This is a genomic window from Evansella clarkii, assembly GCF_002019695.1.
Lineage (GTDB): Bacteria > Bacillota > Bacilli > Bacillales > Salisediminibacteriaceae > Evansella > Evansella clarkii.
Genome location: NZ_KV917376.1, coordinates 5,167,586 through 5,181,890, shown reverse-complemented (window position 1 = coordinate 5,181,890; position 14,305 = coordinate 5,167,586). Strand labels below are relative to the sequence as shown.

The window sequence follows — 14,305 nt, the reverse complement described above, 5'->3', positions numbered from 1 at the left end:
TTCCTCCGTAAATGTAATTGTATTCATTTTATCATAATTTAGTTAAGTTTGATTTTTCCAATAATTATAGAGAATAATATCAGAGAATGATATGATTTTAACAACGTTTTTCAATTACATATTTTCAGTATTGAGGAGGGAATTATATGGAAAATATAATAGACGGAATAAAAAAAGAAGTGCTGGACATTTTCGACCATCTCCATCAAAATCCTGAAGTCAGCTGGAAGGAAACAGAAACAACAAAGTTTCTGGCACGGTTTCTGGAAGAAAAAAATGCGAAAGTCCGGCTGTTTAAAAACAGTACGGGAGTAATCGGAGAAATAGGCGAAGGGTCGCCCGTTGTAGCGGTAAGAGCAGATATTGATGCTCTCTGGCAGGAGGTGGATGGTACATTCCAGGCGAATCATTCCTGCGGGCACGACGCTCATATGGCAATAGCGGCAGGTGTGCTGTCAGCTTTACTGAAGGTTGAAGACCGGCCTGAAGGAACAGTGCGTTTTATTTTTCAGCCAGCGGAAGAGAAAGGCACAGGAGCGCTGAAAATGGTCGAAGAAGGAGTCGTTGATGATGTGGATTATCTTTACGGCATACATCTTCGCCCCGAAAACGAACTGCCTGAAGGGCTTGCAGCACCAGCGATACTTCACGGAGCCGCTAAATTTATGCTTGGTAAAATAAAAGGGGATGATGCGCACGGTGCACGTCCTCATCTAGGCAGTAACGCCATCGAAACAGGAGTGAGTCTCGTAAACATGATTAATGGAATTCACCTTAATCCAATGGACTCTTATTCCGCTAAAATGACCTCCTTCCATGCAGGAGGAGAAAGTGCCAATATCATCCCAGGTTCCGCCTCTTTCAGTATTGATCTGCGAGCCCAGAAAAATGAGACAATGGAATTGCTCGAGGAAAAAATTCATGCTGCCACAGAAAATCTGGCAAGCTACTACGGAACAGAAATTACTCTGGAAACAGGAGCGAATATTGCTGCGGCAGAATCGAACGAAGAAGCGATTACCTTTATGAGTAAAGGTATTACGTCAGTGCTCGGGGGAGATAATCTCCAGCCACCGATCGTGACTACCGGAGGAGATGATTTTCATTTCTATACGATAAAACGTCCTCATCTGAAGGCGACGATGCTGGGATTAGGCTGCGGACTTACTCCCGGTTTGCACCATCCTGCGATGACTTTTAATAAAGAAGCCCTTTTTGACGGAATACATATTTTAACGGCAACTGTTATCAAGACTCTGGAGGAGGGGAGTGTGTCACTAAAAAATGAGTAAAGGGATTATTATGCGGGAGCTGATGGAAGTAGAGGATATGATTCAGGTGCAGAAGCTTGAGGAACTCGTCTGGGGAATGAATCCGGTTCCTTACCATCAGACTTTTACAGCGGTCAAAAATGGAGGAATAATGCTGGGCGCTTATAAAAGCACTACTCTGGCGGGATTTTTATACAGCTTTCCGGGATTTCACGAGGAGAAAGGCACTTATCTTTATTCCCATATGCTTGGCATCCATCCGGAACACCGCCGGGGCGGCCTTGGGGAAAAATTAAAACAGTATCAGAGAGAGCTTGCCTTAAAGAAAGGCTACAGGCTTATCACATGGACATTCGATCCCCTCGAGAGTGTTAATGCCTATCTTAATTTAACGAAACTGAGGGCTATAGGCGGACGGTATCTGGAAAACTATTACGGGAATCTGGACGACTCCTTAAACAGAGGCCTGCCAAGTGACCGATTCCTGGCAGAATGGCAGATCGACAGCCCACATGCTGAAAGTCATGCTTCGGTTAAGGCGGACACGAATAATGGGAGGCTGCTTCTTGATACAAGAATTAACAGCGATGGTTTTGCTGTTCCGGTGGAAACATCGGCTGCTGAGGAGGGGAAAACAGCTGTCTGTTATTTGGTCGCTATACCTGATAATTTCCAGGTGATAAAAAAAGAAGACTCATCTCTTGCTGCAGAATGGCGAATGATTACTGGAAAATTGTTTTCTTCACTGATCTCTTCCGGCTATGCTGCAGTAAGTGTGATTAAAGAGCAACAGCATAACAGATGCCTGTATGTGTTCAAAAAACGTGAGCAATTAAATCTCACAGATGGCGGTGGATGAACCATTAGAGTGGTTATTGAAACACAACAACTGCTGCTCAGTTTGGAAGAAGCAGAAAACTATAAACAGGAGGATTTTGCTGTAAATGAGTAATAAAACAAACTACGAAACAATCAACCCTGAAACGATTAAAGGAATATATGAAACTCTAATGTCCCATTCAGCAGTACAGGAAGCGCTTAGTTTCTTAAAGGATGAAGATGAAAATACATTAAGAGACCAGATTGAACTGACGGAGATTCCTGCTCCCACATTCCAGGAAACTGAACGTGGGAAGTATTTTGAACATAGGCTGCAAAACCTCGGCCTGGAAAATGTACATACGGATGAAGCGGGGAATGTGTTTGGGACACGGCCTGGAACAGGGAACGGACCTAAATTAATAGTATCAGCGCATCTTGATACGGTTTTCCCGGCGGATACGGATATCAAGGTGAAAAAAGAAGACGGAAAAATATACGCGCCAGGGATTGCTGATGACGGCAGGGGATTAGCGGTTGTGCTTAGTTTAGCCAAGGTTTTTAAAGAGCATGACATACAACTTGAAGGCGACATTATTTTTACAGCCACTGTTGGTGAAGAAGGTTTAGGAGATTTATATGGTGTAAAACAAATTTTTAATAGCAGAAATGATATTGATGGTTTTATCTCCGTCGAACCTGGTTCTCCTTCCCGGCTGATTTATCTGGCCACGGGAAGCCGGCGATACAGTATTACATATAAAGGTCCTGGCGGCCATAGTTATGGAAATTTCGGAGTTCCAAGCGCCCTCCATGCAATGGGAAGAGCGATAGGGAAAATTTCGGAGATGGAGACCCCGGAAGATCCCAAAACCACATTTAATGTAGGAACAGCAGCAGGCGGTACTTCAGTAAATACGATCGCAGCAGAAGCTAATATGGTTATAGATATGAGATCCACTGACCCGGAGGAGTTAAATCTTCTGGAAGAAAGAGTCCTTAATATAGTTAAAGAAGCAGCCGCCTCAGAAAATAAACGCTGGAACTCAGATGGAATTACAGTTGATATAAAGAAGGTAGGGGACAGGCCAGCTGGGTCACAACCGAAAGTTTCACCAATTGTTCAGGCTGCGTATACAGCAACAAAAACATTAGGATTAAAGCCTGAGCTTGGAGCTCCTGTGAGTACTGATTCAAATGTGCCTATCAGCCTCGGTATTCCAGCTGTCACATTAGGAGGTGGGGGCTCGTTCAGCGGTGCTCACACTTTAAACGAATATTTTGATCCTACAGATGCTTTTTACGGACCCCAGCAGATTTTCCTGACTGTATTAGGTCTGGCCGGTGTTGCAAAGATTACTGAGCCGCTCCTGGAAAAAAGAAATAAGTAATAATAAGGATTGAGTTGGTGGAAGGAGAAGCCACGTTGTGACAAATCTGGCTGTGGGAAGTTGAATTTGTCTTGTAAAAGTGGTTTGCGGGACAAATCTCGGCGTAAGAGGTTAAATTTGTCCAGAAAAACCGATTTGCTGGACAAATTTCGGTGGAGACACAAGGATTTGTCCAGTATAACTGGTTGTATTTTGAAATTAATCTATATACTGGGATTGTTTGGGGCAAATCTCGTCATAGAAGGTTAAATTTGTCCAGCAAAGTAAATTTGCGGGACAAATCTCGGCGTAAGAGGTCAAATTTGTCCAGAAAAACCGATTTGCTGGACAAATTTCGGGGGAGACACAAGGATTTGTCCAGTATAACTGGTTGTATTTTGAAATTAATCTATATACTGGGATTATTCGGGACAAATCTCGTCATAGAAGGTTAAATTTGTCCAGAAAAACCGATTTGCTGGACAAATTTCGGGGGAGACATAAGGATTTGTCCAGAATTCCTTCCACAATTCCCTATCCCGATATACTCTTCCTGTCTACCATCAACCTGACTACAGAGAGTCCCCAGCCCTGTAATGGCCGCCTCCCCCTGCAATCACACTGCCCCAGCCCTGTAGCGGCACCCCCACCTGCCACATCACAAATTAAGTAACCTTCCATCCCGCCTGCCCAATACATAACTTCTATCCAACCGCCCCTGCTCTTCAGATATTCACCCCCAAAAACACCATGACTCATCCACAGACTCCTGAACCAATTCAATAAACTAATTTAACACTGTGAAAACAGTGAAAACCCTTGACTTATTGCCCGTATTCTATTAATCTTGTAAGTGAAATTTGAACATTTTGTGAACATTACATACTTAATTTCGTTTGACCAGAGACAGCGTTCCTGTTATCAGTTAAACGATTATTTGTGAAAACGCTTAAGTAAGATTGTGGTCAGATGATAGCGTCCCTGTGGATCAGCCACCGTCACTTTTTTCTGCAGCCAGATTTGGCTCTGCGGATGATTTGTGACGGTTTTTTGTGTTCACCGGGATAGAGGGAGCAGGAGGAGAAAGAATGAATCAGCAGCAGAAAATTAAAAACAGATGGTTAATCGCATTATCAGCAGTAGGAATTCATATTTCAATTGGTGCGGTGTATGCGTGGAGTAACTTTACGAACCCGCTTATGCAGCAATTTGGCTGGTCTTCCAGCCAGGTACAGCTTACATTCAGTATTGCTATATTATTTCTTGGTCTTTCGGCAGCTTTTATGGGTCACTTTGTAGAGAAGTACGGGCCGCGTAAAGCCGGCCTTGTGGCATCATTTTGTTTTGGTATTGGCGTGTTTACCTCAGGATTAGCAGTGAATTTAGGTTCGTTGCCGTTACTTTATTTAACATTTGGTGTACTTGGTGGAATTGGTTTAGGGGTAGGATATATTGCCCCGGTATCAACACTAGTAAAATGGTTTCCTGACAGAAGGGGACTTGCTACAGGGCTTGCAATCATGGGTTTTGGTTTCGCAGCAGCAGTGAGCAGCCCAATTATGGACTCATTAATTAATTCAGTTGGAATTGCAAATACATTTTTTATTTTAGGTGCAGCTTATTTTGTAGTAATGACGCTCTCGTCACTTTATCTGGAAAGGCCGCCTGAAGGGTGGATGCCTGATGGTTACCAGGAAAAAGTTAATTCGGGAACAGTAAAAGTAAAGAAAGACCTTGCACAGCTCACTGCAAGCGAAGCAGTGAAGACGTCAAGATTCTACTATTTATGGATTATGCTGTTCATTAACGTAACTTGCGGTATCGCGATTCTTTCCGCAACAAGCCCGATGGCTCAGGAAAGCATTGGTCTCACTGCAACACAGGCAGCAGCGCTCGTAGGTATTTTAGGTATCTTTAACGGACTGGGAAGACTAGGCTGGGCAACGGTTTCTGATTACATCGGACGTCCGAATACGTATACAGCATTCTTTGCAATTCAGTTAGTACTTTTTGCAATCCTGCCGTTTACAACAGCGGCGGTGCCGTTCCAGATTATGCTCGTAGTAATCTATACATGCTATGGCGGGGGATTTGCAGCCATCCCGGCTTACATCGGAGATATGTTTGGAACGAAGCAGCTTGGCGCGATTCATGGTTATATTCTAACAGCATGGGCAGCAGCCGGTCTTGCCGGCCCGTTATTCGCCGCTTGGATGTATGATACTACAGGAAGCTATTCAAACAGTCTCATGTTTTTCTCAGGTTTATTCTTAGTGGCACTGGTTATTTCTCTAGTAATACGTTTGGATATCCGCAAACTCGAGAAAGCTAATAAGGAAAGAGAACTGGCAGAACATCATCAGTATGGGACGGAAGCAAGGTAACTGATTCTCTGTAATCCTTGAATAGCTTTAAATTTAACGAAAAGAAGGTCAAGACAATGAACAAACACGAAGCAGAATTCAGCAATCTTGTAAGGTCGTTCCGTAAAAGGCATATGGGTAAAGGCCCGAGCCAGATAAAAACTACCTTCTGTAAAAACTGGGCTATTTCCGAGATGGAAGGGAATCTTTCCCCTGTGGAAAAATTCATTGCCACTTCTGACGATGGAAAACAAATGCTAAGGGCAGCAAGAACGGAAATGGTAAAAGATATTTACAGAAACAACCCGCCTGTTGAGATGGAAGAACTGCTGGGTGCAAAATTTGTTGAACTGTTCGTTGATATTAATATTGAAAAAGATAAAGGGATGTCCATCTTTGTTTTTGACGAAGATATTGAAAAGAAATTCGGGTCTGGAAGAGACTCATAGATTACCAAATAACGCCTTTACAGGAAGACAGCTGAGAAAATAATTAACCGCAGAGGTGAGAGTAATGGGGAAAACGAAACACCAGGGACCAATGAAGAAATTGAAAATGCCTGCTCCGGAACACTGGGTAAGCCCGATTCCATTTGGGCTTGGAAAAATTAAGCCGAAACACATCAGGGATACGATGAAAACGGTCTGGGAAAATAAAGACAATCTTGGATATGCAACAAACATCATTACAAAAGGTGTATGTGACGGATGTGCACTCGGTGTGTCCGGGCTTTATGACCAGACACTGACAGGACCGCATATTTGTACAACGAGGCTGAACGTACTCAGGTTGAATACGATGCCTGCTGTAAAGCCGGAAATTCTTCACTCCGACATTGACGAACTGCGCAAATATTCCAGCACTGAGCTCAGGCAGCTTGGCCGGATACCATACCCAATGATCCGCAGAAAAGGGGAGCGGAAGTTTTCCAGGCTTACATGGGACGATGCGTTGGATATGATCGGGGATAAAATGAAGCAGCTTGATCCGAAGCAGTACGCATTTTATTTAACTTCCCGGGGAATAACGAACGAATCCTATTATGTAGCAGGGAAGGTTTCGAGATTCCTTGGAACGAACAATATCGATAACGCTTCACGGATATGCCACTCTCCGAGTAAAACGGCCCTGAAGCGCTCCATTGGTGTAGGAGCTTCCACTTCCAACTACCAGGACTGGATCGGGACGGACGTACTCGTATTCTGGGGAAGCGTGGCATCAAACAGTTCTCCTGTTTCCACAAAATATATGCTGGAAGCGAAGAAAAAGGGAACAAAGATTATTGTTATTAATCCATATAAAGAGCCTTCTATGGAAAAATACTGGATTCCTTCTAATCCGGAATCAGCACTATTCGGTACAAAAGTCGCTGATGATTTCTATCAGGTGAATATTGGCGGAGACATCGCATTCATGCACGGAATTATGAAGCACTGGTTCGAAATGGAAGAAAAGCAGCACGGTTCTGCAATCAACCATGAATTCGTGAACGAGCATGTGAACGGCTATGAAGATATTAAAGCAAACGTTGATGCCCAGTCATGGGACGAAATTATTAAGTCTTCCGGTGTCACTAAGGAAAGAATCATAGAGTTAGCAGAACTTCTTGCGAACAGTAAAAATGCAGTTTTTGCATGGGCGCTCGGCCTTACGATGCATTCTTTCGCAACAGACAACATATCACAAGTGGCAAACCTGGCGCTTCTACGCGGCTTCTTAGGCCGCAAGCACAGCGGACTCATGCCTTTCCGAGGACACTCCAGTGTTCAGGGGAGCGGTGAAATGGGAGCTGACCCGTTTGTCCTCCCAGGAGGAGATTTCCAGGGTGACAATATTGGCCGTGTGGAAAAGCTCTGGGGATTTGACCTTCCAAAATGGCAGGGTGACGTTGTAGGGGTAACACTGGAAAATATTCTTCTTCCTGAAGACCATGAACGGAAAATAAAGCTCTACTATCTGTCAGGAGGTAACTTCCTGGAAACGATGCCAGATCCGCACTTCGTGGAAAAAGCACTGTCCGAACTGGATATTCGCGTCCACCAGGATATTATCTTAAATACTTCCACTCTTGTAGACGCTAAAGAAGCGGTTATCGTTCTTCCGGCAAAAACACGTTATGAGCAGGAAGACGGTGGAACCTCTACTTCAACAGAGCGTATGGTGTATTTCTCTCCGGAAATACCGGGGAATAAAAACAGAATCGAAGAGGCCCGTGCAGAGTGGAAGATCTATATAGATCTGGCAAAGAGAATAAAACCGGAAACGGCCCACCTCGTTGATTTTGAGAGCGGTCATGAAATCCGTGAAGAAATTGCTAAAGCGAACCCGAATTATGATGGAGTTCAGCACCTTAAAAAACAAGGTGATGTCTTCCAGTGGGGAGGCGCATGGTTATGTGAAGATGGAGTCTGCCCTACTCCGGACGGTAAAGGAAATCTGATTCCTGTAGAAATTCCGGATCTTAATAAACAGCCTGGAGATTTCAATCTCACAACGAGACGAGGAAAACAGTTTAACTCCATGGTCTATAAAGAAACAGATCCAATAAACGGTGCAGAAAGATACGATGTACTGATAAATGAAGAAGACGCAAGAAAACACAGCATTCAGGAAGGCGAAGGCGTTGTTCTGTACAACCAGTACGGAGTATTCCAGGGCCGTGCCAAGTTCGCGGACATTATTAAAGGCAACCTGGGGGTACACTTCCCTGAAGGAAACTTCCTCCTTCCAAAAGGGCGCTACGAGAAGTTCGCCATGATTCCTGATTACAACGTGGGAGTTAAGCTTGAAAAAGCGGATAAGTTTAACGCGCGTAAGGATACACAATACCTTGAAAAGCGCATTGACGATCTGGAAACAGAAGTCAGCTAAGTGAATCAAAGCTATCAACAGACAGGCATCAGAGTGTAAAAATAAAGCACTGCTGAAAAGGAGACGTCGAAATGTACAATGTAAAGGAAATTCAGCCAGTTACGAAATATGAAGATGGTATGCTGCATGAAATGGAAGATTCGATAGCAACGGAGTACCCGTTAACCGTATACGTTAACGGGGAAGAGTTTGCGACAATGGTTTGCACACCAACAAACATGGAAGAACTTATAGTGGGCTTCCTGGCTTCAGACGGGCTGATTCGTTTTCCTGATGAGATTGAATCTCTTTCAATAGACGAATCAAAAGGCTTTGCATATGTAGATTTAAAAAACAAGTCCATTTCAGGCGAGTCGTTTTCCAATAAGCGCTTTATTGGCTCCTGCTGCGGCAAGAGCAGGCAGTTTTATTTTCAGCATGACGCCAAGACAGCTAAAACTATTACAAGCAGAACAACCATTACAGTGGAAAACTGTATTAAGCTGATGCGTGAAATGCAGGAAGGGTCCTCCGATTTTCAGGAAACAGGTGGCCTTCACAATACGGCCCTCTGTTCAACTGACGGGGTAATCCTTTCCAGGTCTGATATTGGGCGCCATAATGCCCTTGATAAAATATATGGACACTGCCTGCTTAATAATGTAAGTTTAAAAGAAAAGATTATCGTGTTCAGCGGAAGGATTTCTTCTGAAGTCCTTCTGAAAGTCTCAAAAATCGGAGTAGGAATAATCCTTTCCAAGTCAGCGCCGACAACACTTGCCATCGAGCTGGCGGAAGATCTGGGGATTACTGCTGTAGGTTTCGTGCGCGGCAACAGGTTAAACATCTACAGCCATCCTGATCGGATTATTAACGAAGTTAACTGATCAGTGTTTTTATTCCGCTCCTCTGATGAGACTTATGCTGGAACAACATCCAAACGCAGAGAGGAAGGGGTAAAATGAGTGGGCAGAAACTTAAAATTTTTGATTCGTTAGCCCGTCCATTGAAAGATTTGCGAATATCAGTTACTGACCAGTGCAATTTCAGATGCTCCTACTGTATGCCTGCAGAAATATTCGGTCCGGATTTTCCGTTTTTAAAACAAACAGAGCTGCTGTCTTTCGATGAAATCGTATGTCTCGTACGCCAGTTTGCAAAAATGGGAGTGGAAAAGCTCCGCATCACAGGCGGGGAACCACTATTGCGAAAAGACCTTCATCTATTAATCAGAGAGTTAAATAAAGTTGAAGGAATAAAAGATATCGCGCTTACAACAAACGGAGTTTTTCTCCCAAAGCAGGCGGACAAGCTGAGGGCGGCAGGTTTGAAACGGATAAATGTAAGTCTGGATGCTATTGAAGATGAAGTATTCAAGAAGATGAACGGCCGTAATGTAGGAACCGGGCCAGTATTAAAAGGTATCGCGGCAGCCCAGAAAGCCGGGCTTGGCGTGAAAGTAAACACAGTGGTAAAAAAGGGAGCCAATGAATCGCAAATTATTCCTCTAGCTTCTCATTTTAAAGGTACGGGAGTTGTTCTCCGTTTCATCGAGTTTATGGATGTTGGAAACACGAACGGCTGGAACTACGAAAGTGTTGTAACTAAAAAAGATATTGTCGAACGGATCAGCGAGGTTTTCCCGCTGGAGACAGCCGATGCCAACTACTATGGCGAGGTCGCGGACCGCTTTGAATATAAGGATGGCACTGGAGAGGTAGGCGTAATTTCCTCCGTATCCGACTCCTTCTGTTCCAGCTGCACCAGGGCAAGGCTGTCAGCTGACGGTAAGCTTTACACCTGTCTTTTCGCCAGCAGCGGAACAGATATCCGGCAGCTGGTCAGAAGTGGTGCGGATGACCAGGAAATATTGGCGAACCTCGTGGCAGTCTGGGAAAAACGGGATGACCGCTATTCTGATGAACGCCAGGAAGAAGCAGTGAACGGTACTGGAACCGGTGCAGGTGCATCAACTGGGCGGAAACAGCGACGAAAGATTGAAATGTCTTATATTGGCGGGTAACTTCATAGTGACTGCCGATTGTTGTGATAAGGAAACGGTGCTGCTTTGGATGCGGTGCCGTTTTTTGTATGGAAGTATGGACTTTCTATAGAAAAATGAATATTTAATTTTCGAAGAGGGATCTGATTATTAAAAGGCAGGTTTCATTCTCGAAATCAGGGATCTGATTATTGAAAAGGCAGGTTTCATTCTCGAAATCAGGGGATCAATTCTCGAAGTGGGGTTTCATTCTCGAAATGGAGCGTCTAATTCTCGAAGAGGCAGGTTTCATTCTCGAAATCAGGGGTCTAATTCTCGAAGTAAAATCCTACCGGCGAAAACGTAGTGCCAACCTGCGAAAATGAAGGTTCTATTTGCGATATCAGTCGGTCAACCTGCGAATTGGTATATTAACCACATTCACCAACCCTATCCGGCAATAAATCACCCGATAAACTTTCCTGCCTCATAATCAAAACACCGTGACCTCCCACGTAAAAGTATTGTAGACTTAATGAAAGAGAAATTTTGCAGTTTCCACATATTAAAGGAGAGGATCTTCACTTATGAGTAATATTAATGCCTATTTACACGTACGTACGGCGAAGAATCCCGTTTACAGTCCGGACGGCAGCAGCCTTAGTTTTATCACCGATTACACAGGTCTGCCCCAGGCATGGGAAATAAAGTCTTCAAACAGCTGGCCGTCACAAATATCTTTTACTGACGAAAGAATTATTTTTCTCCAGTACATAACAGGTACGAAAAAGCGTATCATCGGTATGGATGAAGGTGTTAACGAACGGACCCAGTTGTTTCTCCTGAATGAGGACGGTACTTTAAAGCCGCTCACAGATTCACCGGACCATATTCATACATACGGAGGGAGCTCTCCGGACGGCGAATGGATAGCCTGGGCGAGCAACAGAAGGCATCCCGCCTATTTCGACCTCTACATTCAGAACATTAATTCACTTGAGATCAGGAACATATTCACTGGCGAAGGCAATTATAATGTTTTAAAATGGCATCCGGACGGAAAAAAGCTGCTTATTGAAAAGTCATTCTCGGGGCTTGATAATATACTTGGCATCCTGGACCTGGAGACAGGCAAAACAGACTGGATTACGGAACGGTCAGGGGAGGCAAAATATACAGCGCCGCAGTTCAGCGAGGATGGAAACAACCTCTATGTGCTGACAAATAAAGGGGAAGAATTCCTCGGCCTCGCTGCAATAAACCTAATTGAGAAGACGTTAAAATGGCTGGACAAAAGAAACTGGGACCTGGAAGACCTGGCAATGAGCCCTGATAAAAAAATTCTCGCTTATACTGTTAATGAAGGGGGAATATCAAAGGGGACGCTCTTCAGCCTGGAAGAGGAAAAAACAGAAACATGGGAAACTCCGCAGGGGGTAATTACAGAGCTCGCGTTTTCCCCTGACAGCAGGAAAATCGCTTATGTCCTGAACGGGGCATCCACCCCATCTGATATCTGGGAACTCAACCTGGACACTATGAAAACAGTGAGGCTTACATATGTTTCCCAGACACCGGCGGTTGAAGAAAAACTCATTGAACCTGAACTAATTAAATACACTTCCTTCGACGGCCTGGAAGTACCTGCTTTTTATTACAGGCCGAAAAATCACTACAAAGGAAAACTCCCTGTTGTCGTGTTCGTCCACGGCGGGCCGGAGAGCCAGATTCGTTCTGTGTACAATCCGTTTCTTCAGTATTTCCTCAGTGAAGGCTATGCTGTCTGCACACCGAATGTGCGGGGAAGCACCGGTTATGGAAAGACGTATACCCACCTGGACGATGTAAGGAAAAGAATGGATTCTGTAAAGGATTTAAACGCCCTTGCAGACTGGCTCGTCCAAGAAGGAGACGCTGATCCTCAAAAACTGGCTATTATAGGGCGGAGCTACGGCGGGTTCATGGTTCTTGCATCGATAACACATTATCCGGAAATCTGGTCAGCGGCCATTGATATTGTAGGCATCTCGAGCTTTAAAACCTTCCTGGAAAACACAGGGCCATGGCGCCGGAAACTAAGGGAAGCGGAGTATGGAAGCATTGAAAGTGACGGTGATTTCTTCGATGATATCGATCCTCTGCACAGGACAGCTGACATTAAGTGCCCTCTGCTCGTCCTTCACGGAGCAAATGATCCTCGCGTCCCTGTAGAAGAAACGGAACAGATTGTCGCTGAACTGGAGGAAAGAAATCATCCTGTATCTTATATCCGTTTTGAGGATGAAGGGCATTTTTTCGTAAAGTTAAAAAATAATATAACTGCATACACGGCATCAGCGGAATTTCTCAATAAATATATAAAAGCTTAATGGGCGGCTGCCTCATATAAAAGGCGGCCCCATTCCTAATAAATAAGGCAGAAGGTGAGTTAGGTGAAAAAAAAGAAAATTATGTTTACCGGCGGCGGGTCTGCCGGGCATGTTACGCCGAATATAGCAATTATTAATCAAATGGATAAAGAAAAATGGGATATTCAATATATCGGATCTCATGAGGGTATAGAGAAAGAACTTATTGGCAAAACAAATATCCCTTACCATGGGATTTCCAGCGGGAAGCTCCGCAGATATTTCAGCATGAAGAATTTCACTGATATTTACAGGATTCAGTTCGGTTTTCTTCAGGCGAGCAGTATCCTCAGAAAGCAAAAGCCAGACGTTGTTTTTTCAAAAGGCGGGTTTGTAACCGTCCCAGTCGTTATAGCTGCGAGGTCACTGCACATCCCGGTTTTCCTTCATGAAAGTGATATTACGCCAGGGCTTGCAAATAAAATTGCAAAAAGGTTCGCAACAAGAATTTTCACTTCATTTGATGAAGCGGCAGCCCATTTTCCACAGGAAAAAACAAAGGCTGTAGGAACACCGATCAGAAAGGAATTATTTCAGGGAGATGCTGAAAAAGGGAGGAGTTTCCTCAAGTTTACGAAAGAAAAGCCTGTCCTTGCCATAATGGGAGGTAGCCTGGGGGCCAGAAAGATAAATGAAACAGTAAGAGAAGGGCTTTCCGGCCTTCTGGAACAGTTTCAGATCGTCCATATATGCGGTAAAGGCAACGTGGATGAAAGTCTGAAGGGCACGCCAGGGTATAGACAGTTTGAATATGTCCATGACGAGTTGTCTGATATCCTGGCTGCGACGGATTACATGATTACCAGGGGCGGTTCAAATGCCATCTTTGAATTTCTGAATCTCCGTATTCCGATGCTGATTATCCCGTTAACAAGGCAGCAGAGCCGGGGCGACCAGATTTTAAACGCTAAGTCTTTTGAAAAGAAAGGCTACGCTTATATGCTTGAAGAAGAAGATTTATCACAGGCGAGTCTGCTTCAAAAGCTGACGGATCTTCGAGGTGCTGCTGATGGGATGAAAGAAAAGATGGAAGAAGCAGCCGGGAAAAACACAGTGGAACAAATTATTGAAGAAATAGAAGCTGCTGCAGAAAGAAGAAAGGGCGGCCGAAAATAATAGGTTATAAAAGAGAGAGGAGCCTGAATATAGCTGCCTTCAGTTGCCAGGATTACACCTGCAGCTGTCGCAGCTTATAAGGGGCTTCTTTTTATTACGGCTAATTTAATTAATTTAGCAAAAGCTA

Annotated in this window: 11 protein-coding genes; 10 read left to right on the top strand and 1 reads right to left on the bottom strand. The window is 44.2% G+C overall.

Annotated features, from left to right (window positions below; genetic code table 11):
* The first annotated feature begins 146 nt into the window (after positions 1–146).
* The 3 genes from BK582_RS24685 to BK582_RS24675 all read left to right on the top strand — a co-directional run bounded on the left by BK582_RS24685 (position 147) and on the right by BK582_RS24675 (position 3,481).
* The gene (locus tag BK582_RS24685; RefSeq protein ID WP_078597614.1) at positions 147–1,292 is read left to right on the top strand and encodes a M20 peptidase aminoacylase family protein; all 1,146 of its coding nucleotides are present in this window, start codon (positions 147–149) and stop codon (positions 1,290–1,292) included.
* Positions 1,285–2,130 carry a GNAT family N-acetyltransferase gene (locus tag BK582_RS24680; protein WP_078597612.1) on the top strand — a complete coding sequence of 282 codons (846 nt, stop codon included), beginning with the start codon at positions 1,285–1,287 and terminating at the stop codon, positions 2,128–2,130. The genes BK582_RS24685 and BK582_RS24680 overlap by 8 nt, the downstream gene beginning before the upstream one ends.
* Positions 2,131–2,215: 85 nt before the next feature.
* Entirely contained in the window at positions 2,216–3,481 is a 1,266-nt protein-coding gene (locus BK582_RS24675; RefSeq protein WP_078597610.1) for a M20/M25/M40 family metallo-hydrolase, read from the top strand.
* A 513-nt stretch (positions 3,482–3,994) separates the two neighbouring features.
* Here the strand turns inward: BK582_RS24675 and BK582_RS24670 are convergent.
* Entirely contained in the window at positions 3,995–4,219 is a 225-nt protein-coding gene (locus BK582_RS24670) for a hypothetical protein (RefSeq protein ID WP_078597608.1), read from the bottom strand.
* 347 nt (positions 4,220–4,566) lie between these two features.
* On the opposite strand from BK582_RS24670, the gene BK582_RS24665 reads away from it, so the two are divergent.
* The 7 genes from BK582_RS24665 to BK582_RS24635 all read left to right on the top strand — a co-directional run bounded on the left by BK582_RS24665 (position 4,567) and on the right by BK582_RS24635 (position 14,178).
* Entirely contained in the window at positions 4,567–5,844 is a 1,278-nt protein-coding gene (locus BK582_RS24665; protein WP_177344674.1) for an L-lactate MFS transporter, read from the top strand.
* 56 nt (positions 5,845–5,900) lie between these two features.
* Positions 5,901–6,272 (top strand): Na-translocating system protein MpsC family protein, encoded by a 372-nt coding sequence (locus BK582_RS24660; protein WP_078597606.1) that lies wholly within the window; start codon positions 5,901–5,903, stop codon positions 6,270–6,272.
* Between the two features lie 64 nt (positions 6,273–6,336).
* Positions 6,337–8,694 (top strand): FdhF/YdeP family oxidoreductase, encoded by a 2,358-nt coding sequence (locus BK582_RS24655; protein ID WP_078597604.1) that lies wholly within the window; start codon positions 6,337–6,339, stop codon positions 8,692–8,694.
* 71 nt (positions 8,695–8,765) lie between these two features.
* Positions 8,766–9,560 carry a formate dehydrogenase accessory sulfurtransferase FdhD gene (gene fdhD, locus BK582_RS24650; protein ID WP_078597602.1) on the top strand — a complete coding sequence of 265 codons (795 nt, stop codon included), beginning with the start codon at positions 8,766–8,768 and terminating at the stop codon, positions 9,558–9,560.
* A 74-nt stretch (positions 9,561–9,634) separates the two neighbouring features.
* Entirely contained in the window at positions 9,635–10,696 is a 1,062-nt protein-coding gene (moaA, locus tag BK582_RS24645; RefSeq protein ID WP_078597600.1) for a GTP 3',8-cyclase MoaA, read from the top strand.
* A gap of 545 nt (positions 10,697–11,241) precedes the next feature.
* Positions 11,242–13,023 carry a S9 family peptidase gene (locus tag BK582_RS24640; RefSeq protein ID WP_078597598.1) on the top strand — a complete coding sequence of 594 codons (1,782 nt, stop codon included), beginning with the start codon at positions 11,242–11,244 and terminating at the stop codon, positions 13,021–13,023.
* A gap of 63 nt (positions 13,024–13,086) precedes the next feature.
* On the top strand, positions 13,087–14,178 hold the full coding sequence (locus BK582_RS24635) for an undecaprenyldiphospho-muramoylpentapeptide beta-N-acetylglucosaminyltransferase (protein WP_078597596.1): 1,092 nt from the start codon (positions 13,087–13,089) through the stop codon (positions 14,176–14,178).
* Positions 14,179–14,305: the final 127 nt, after the last annotated feature.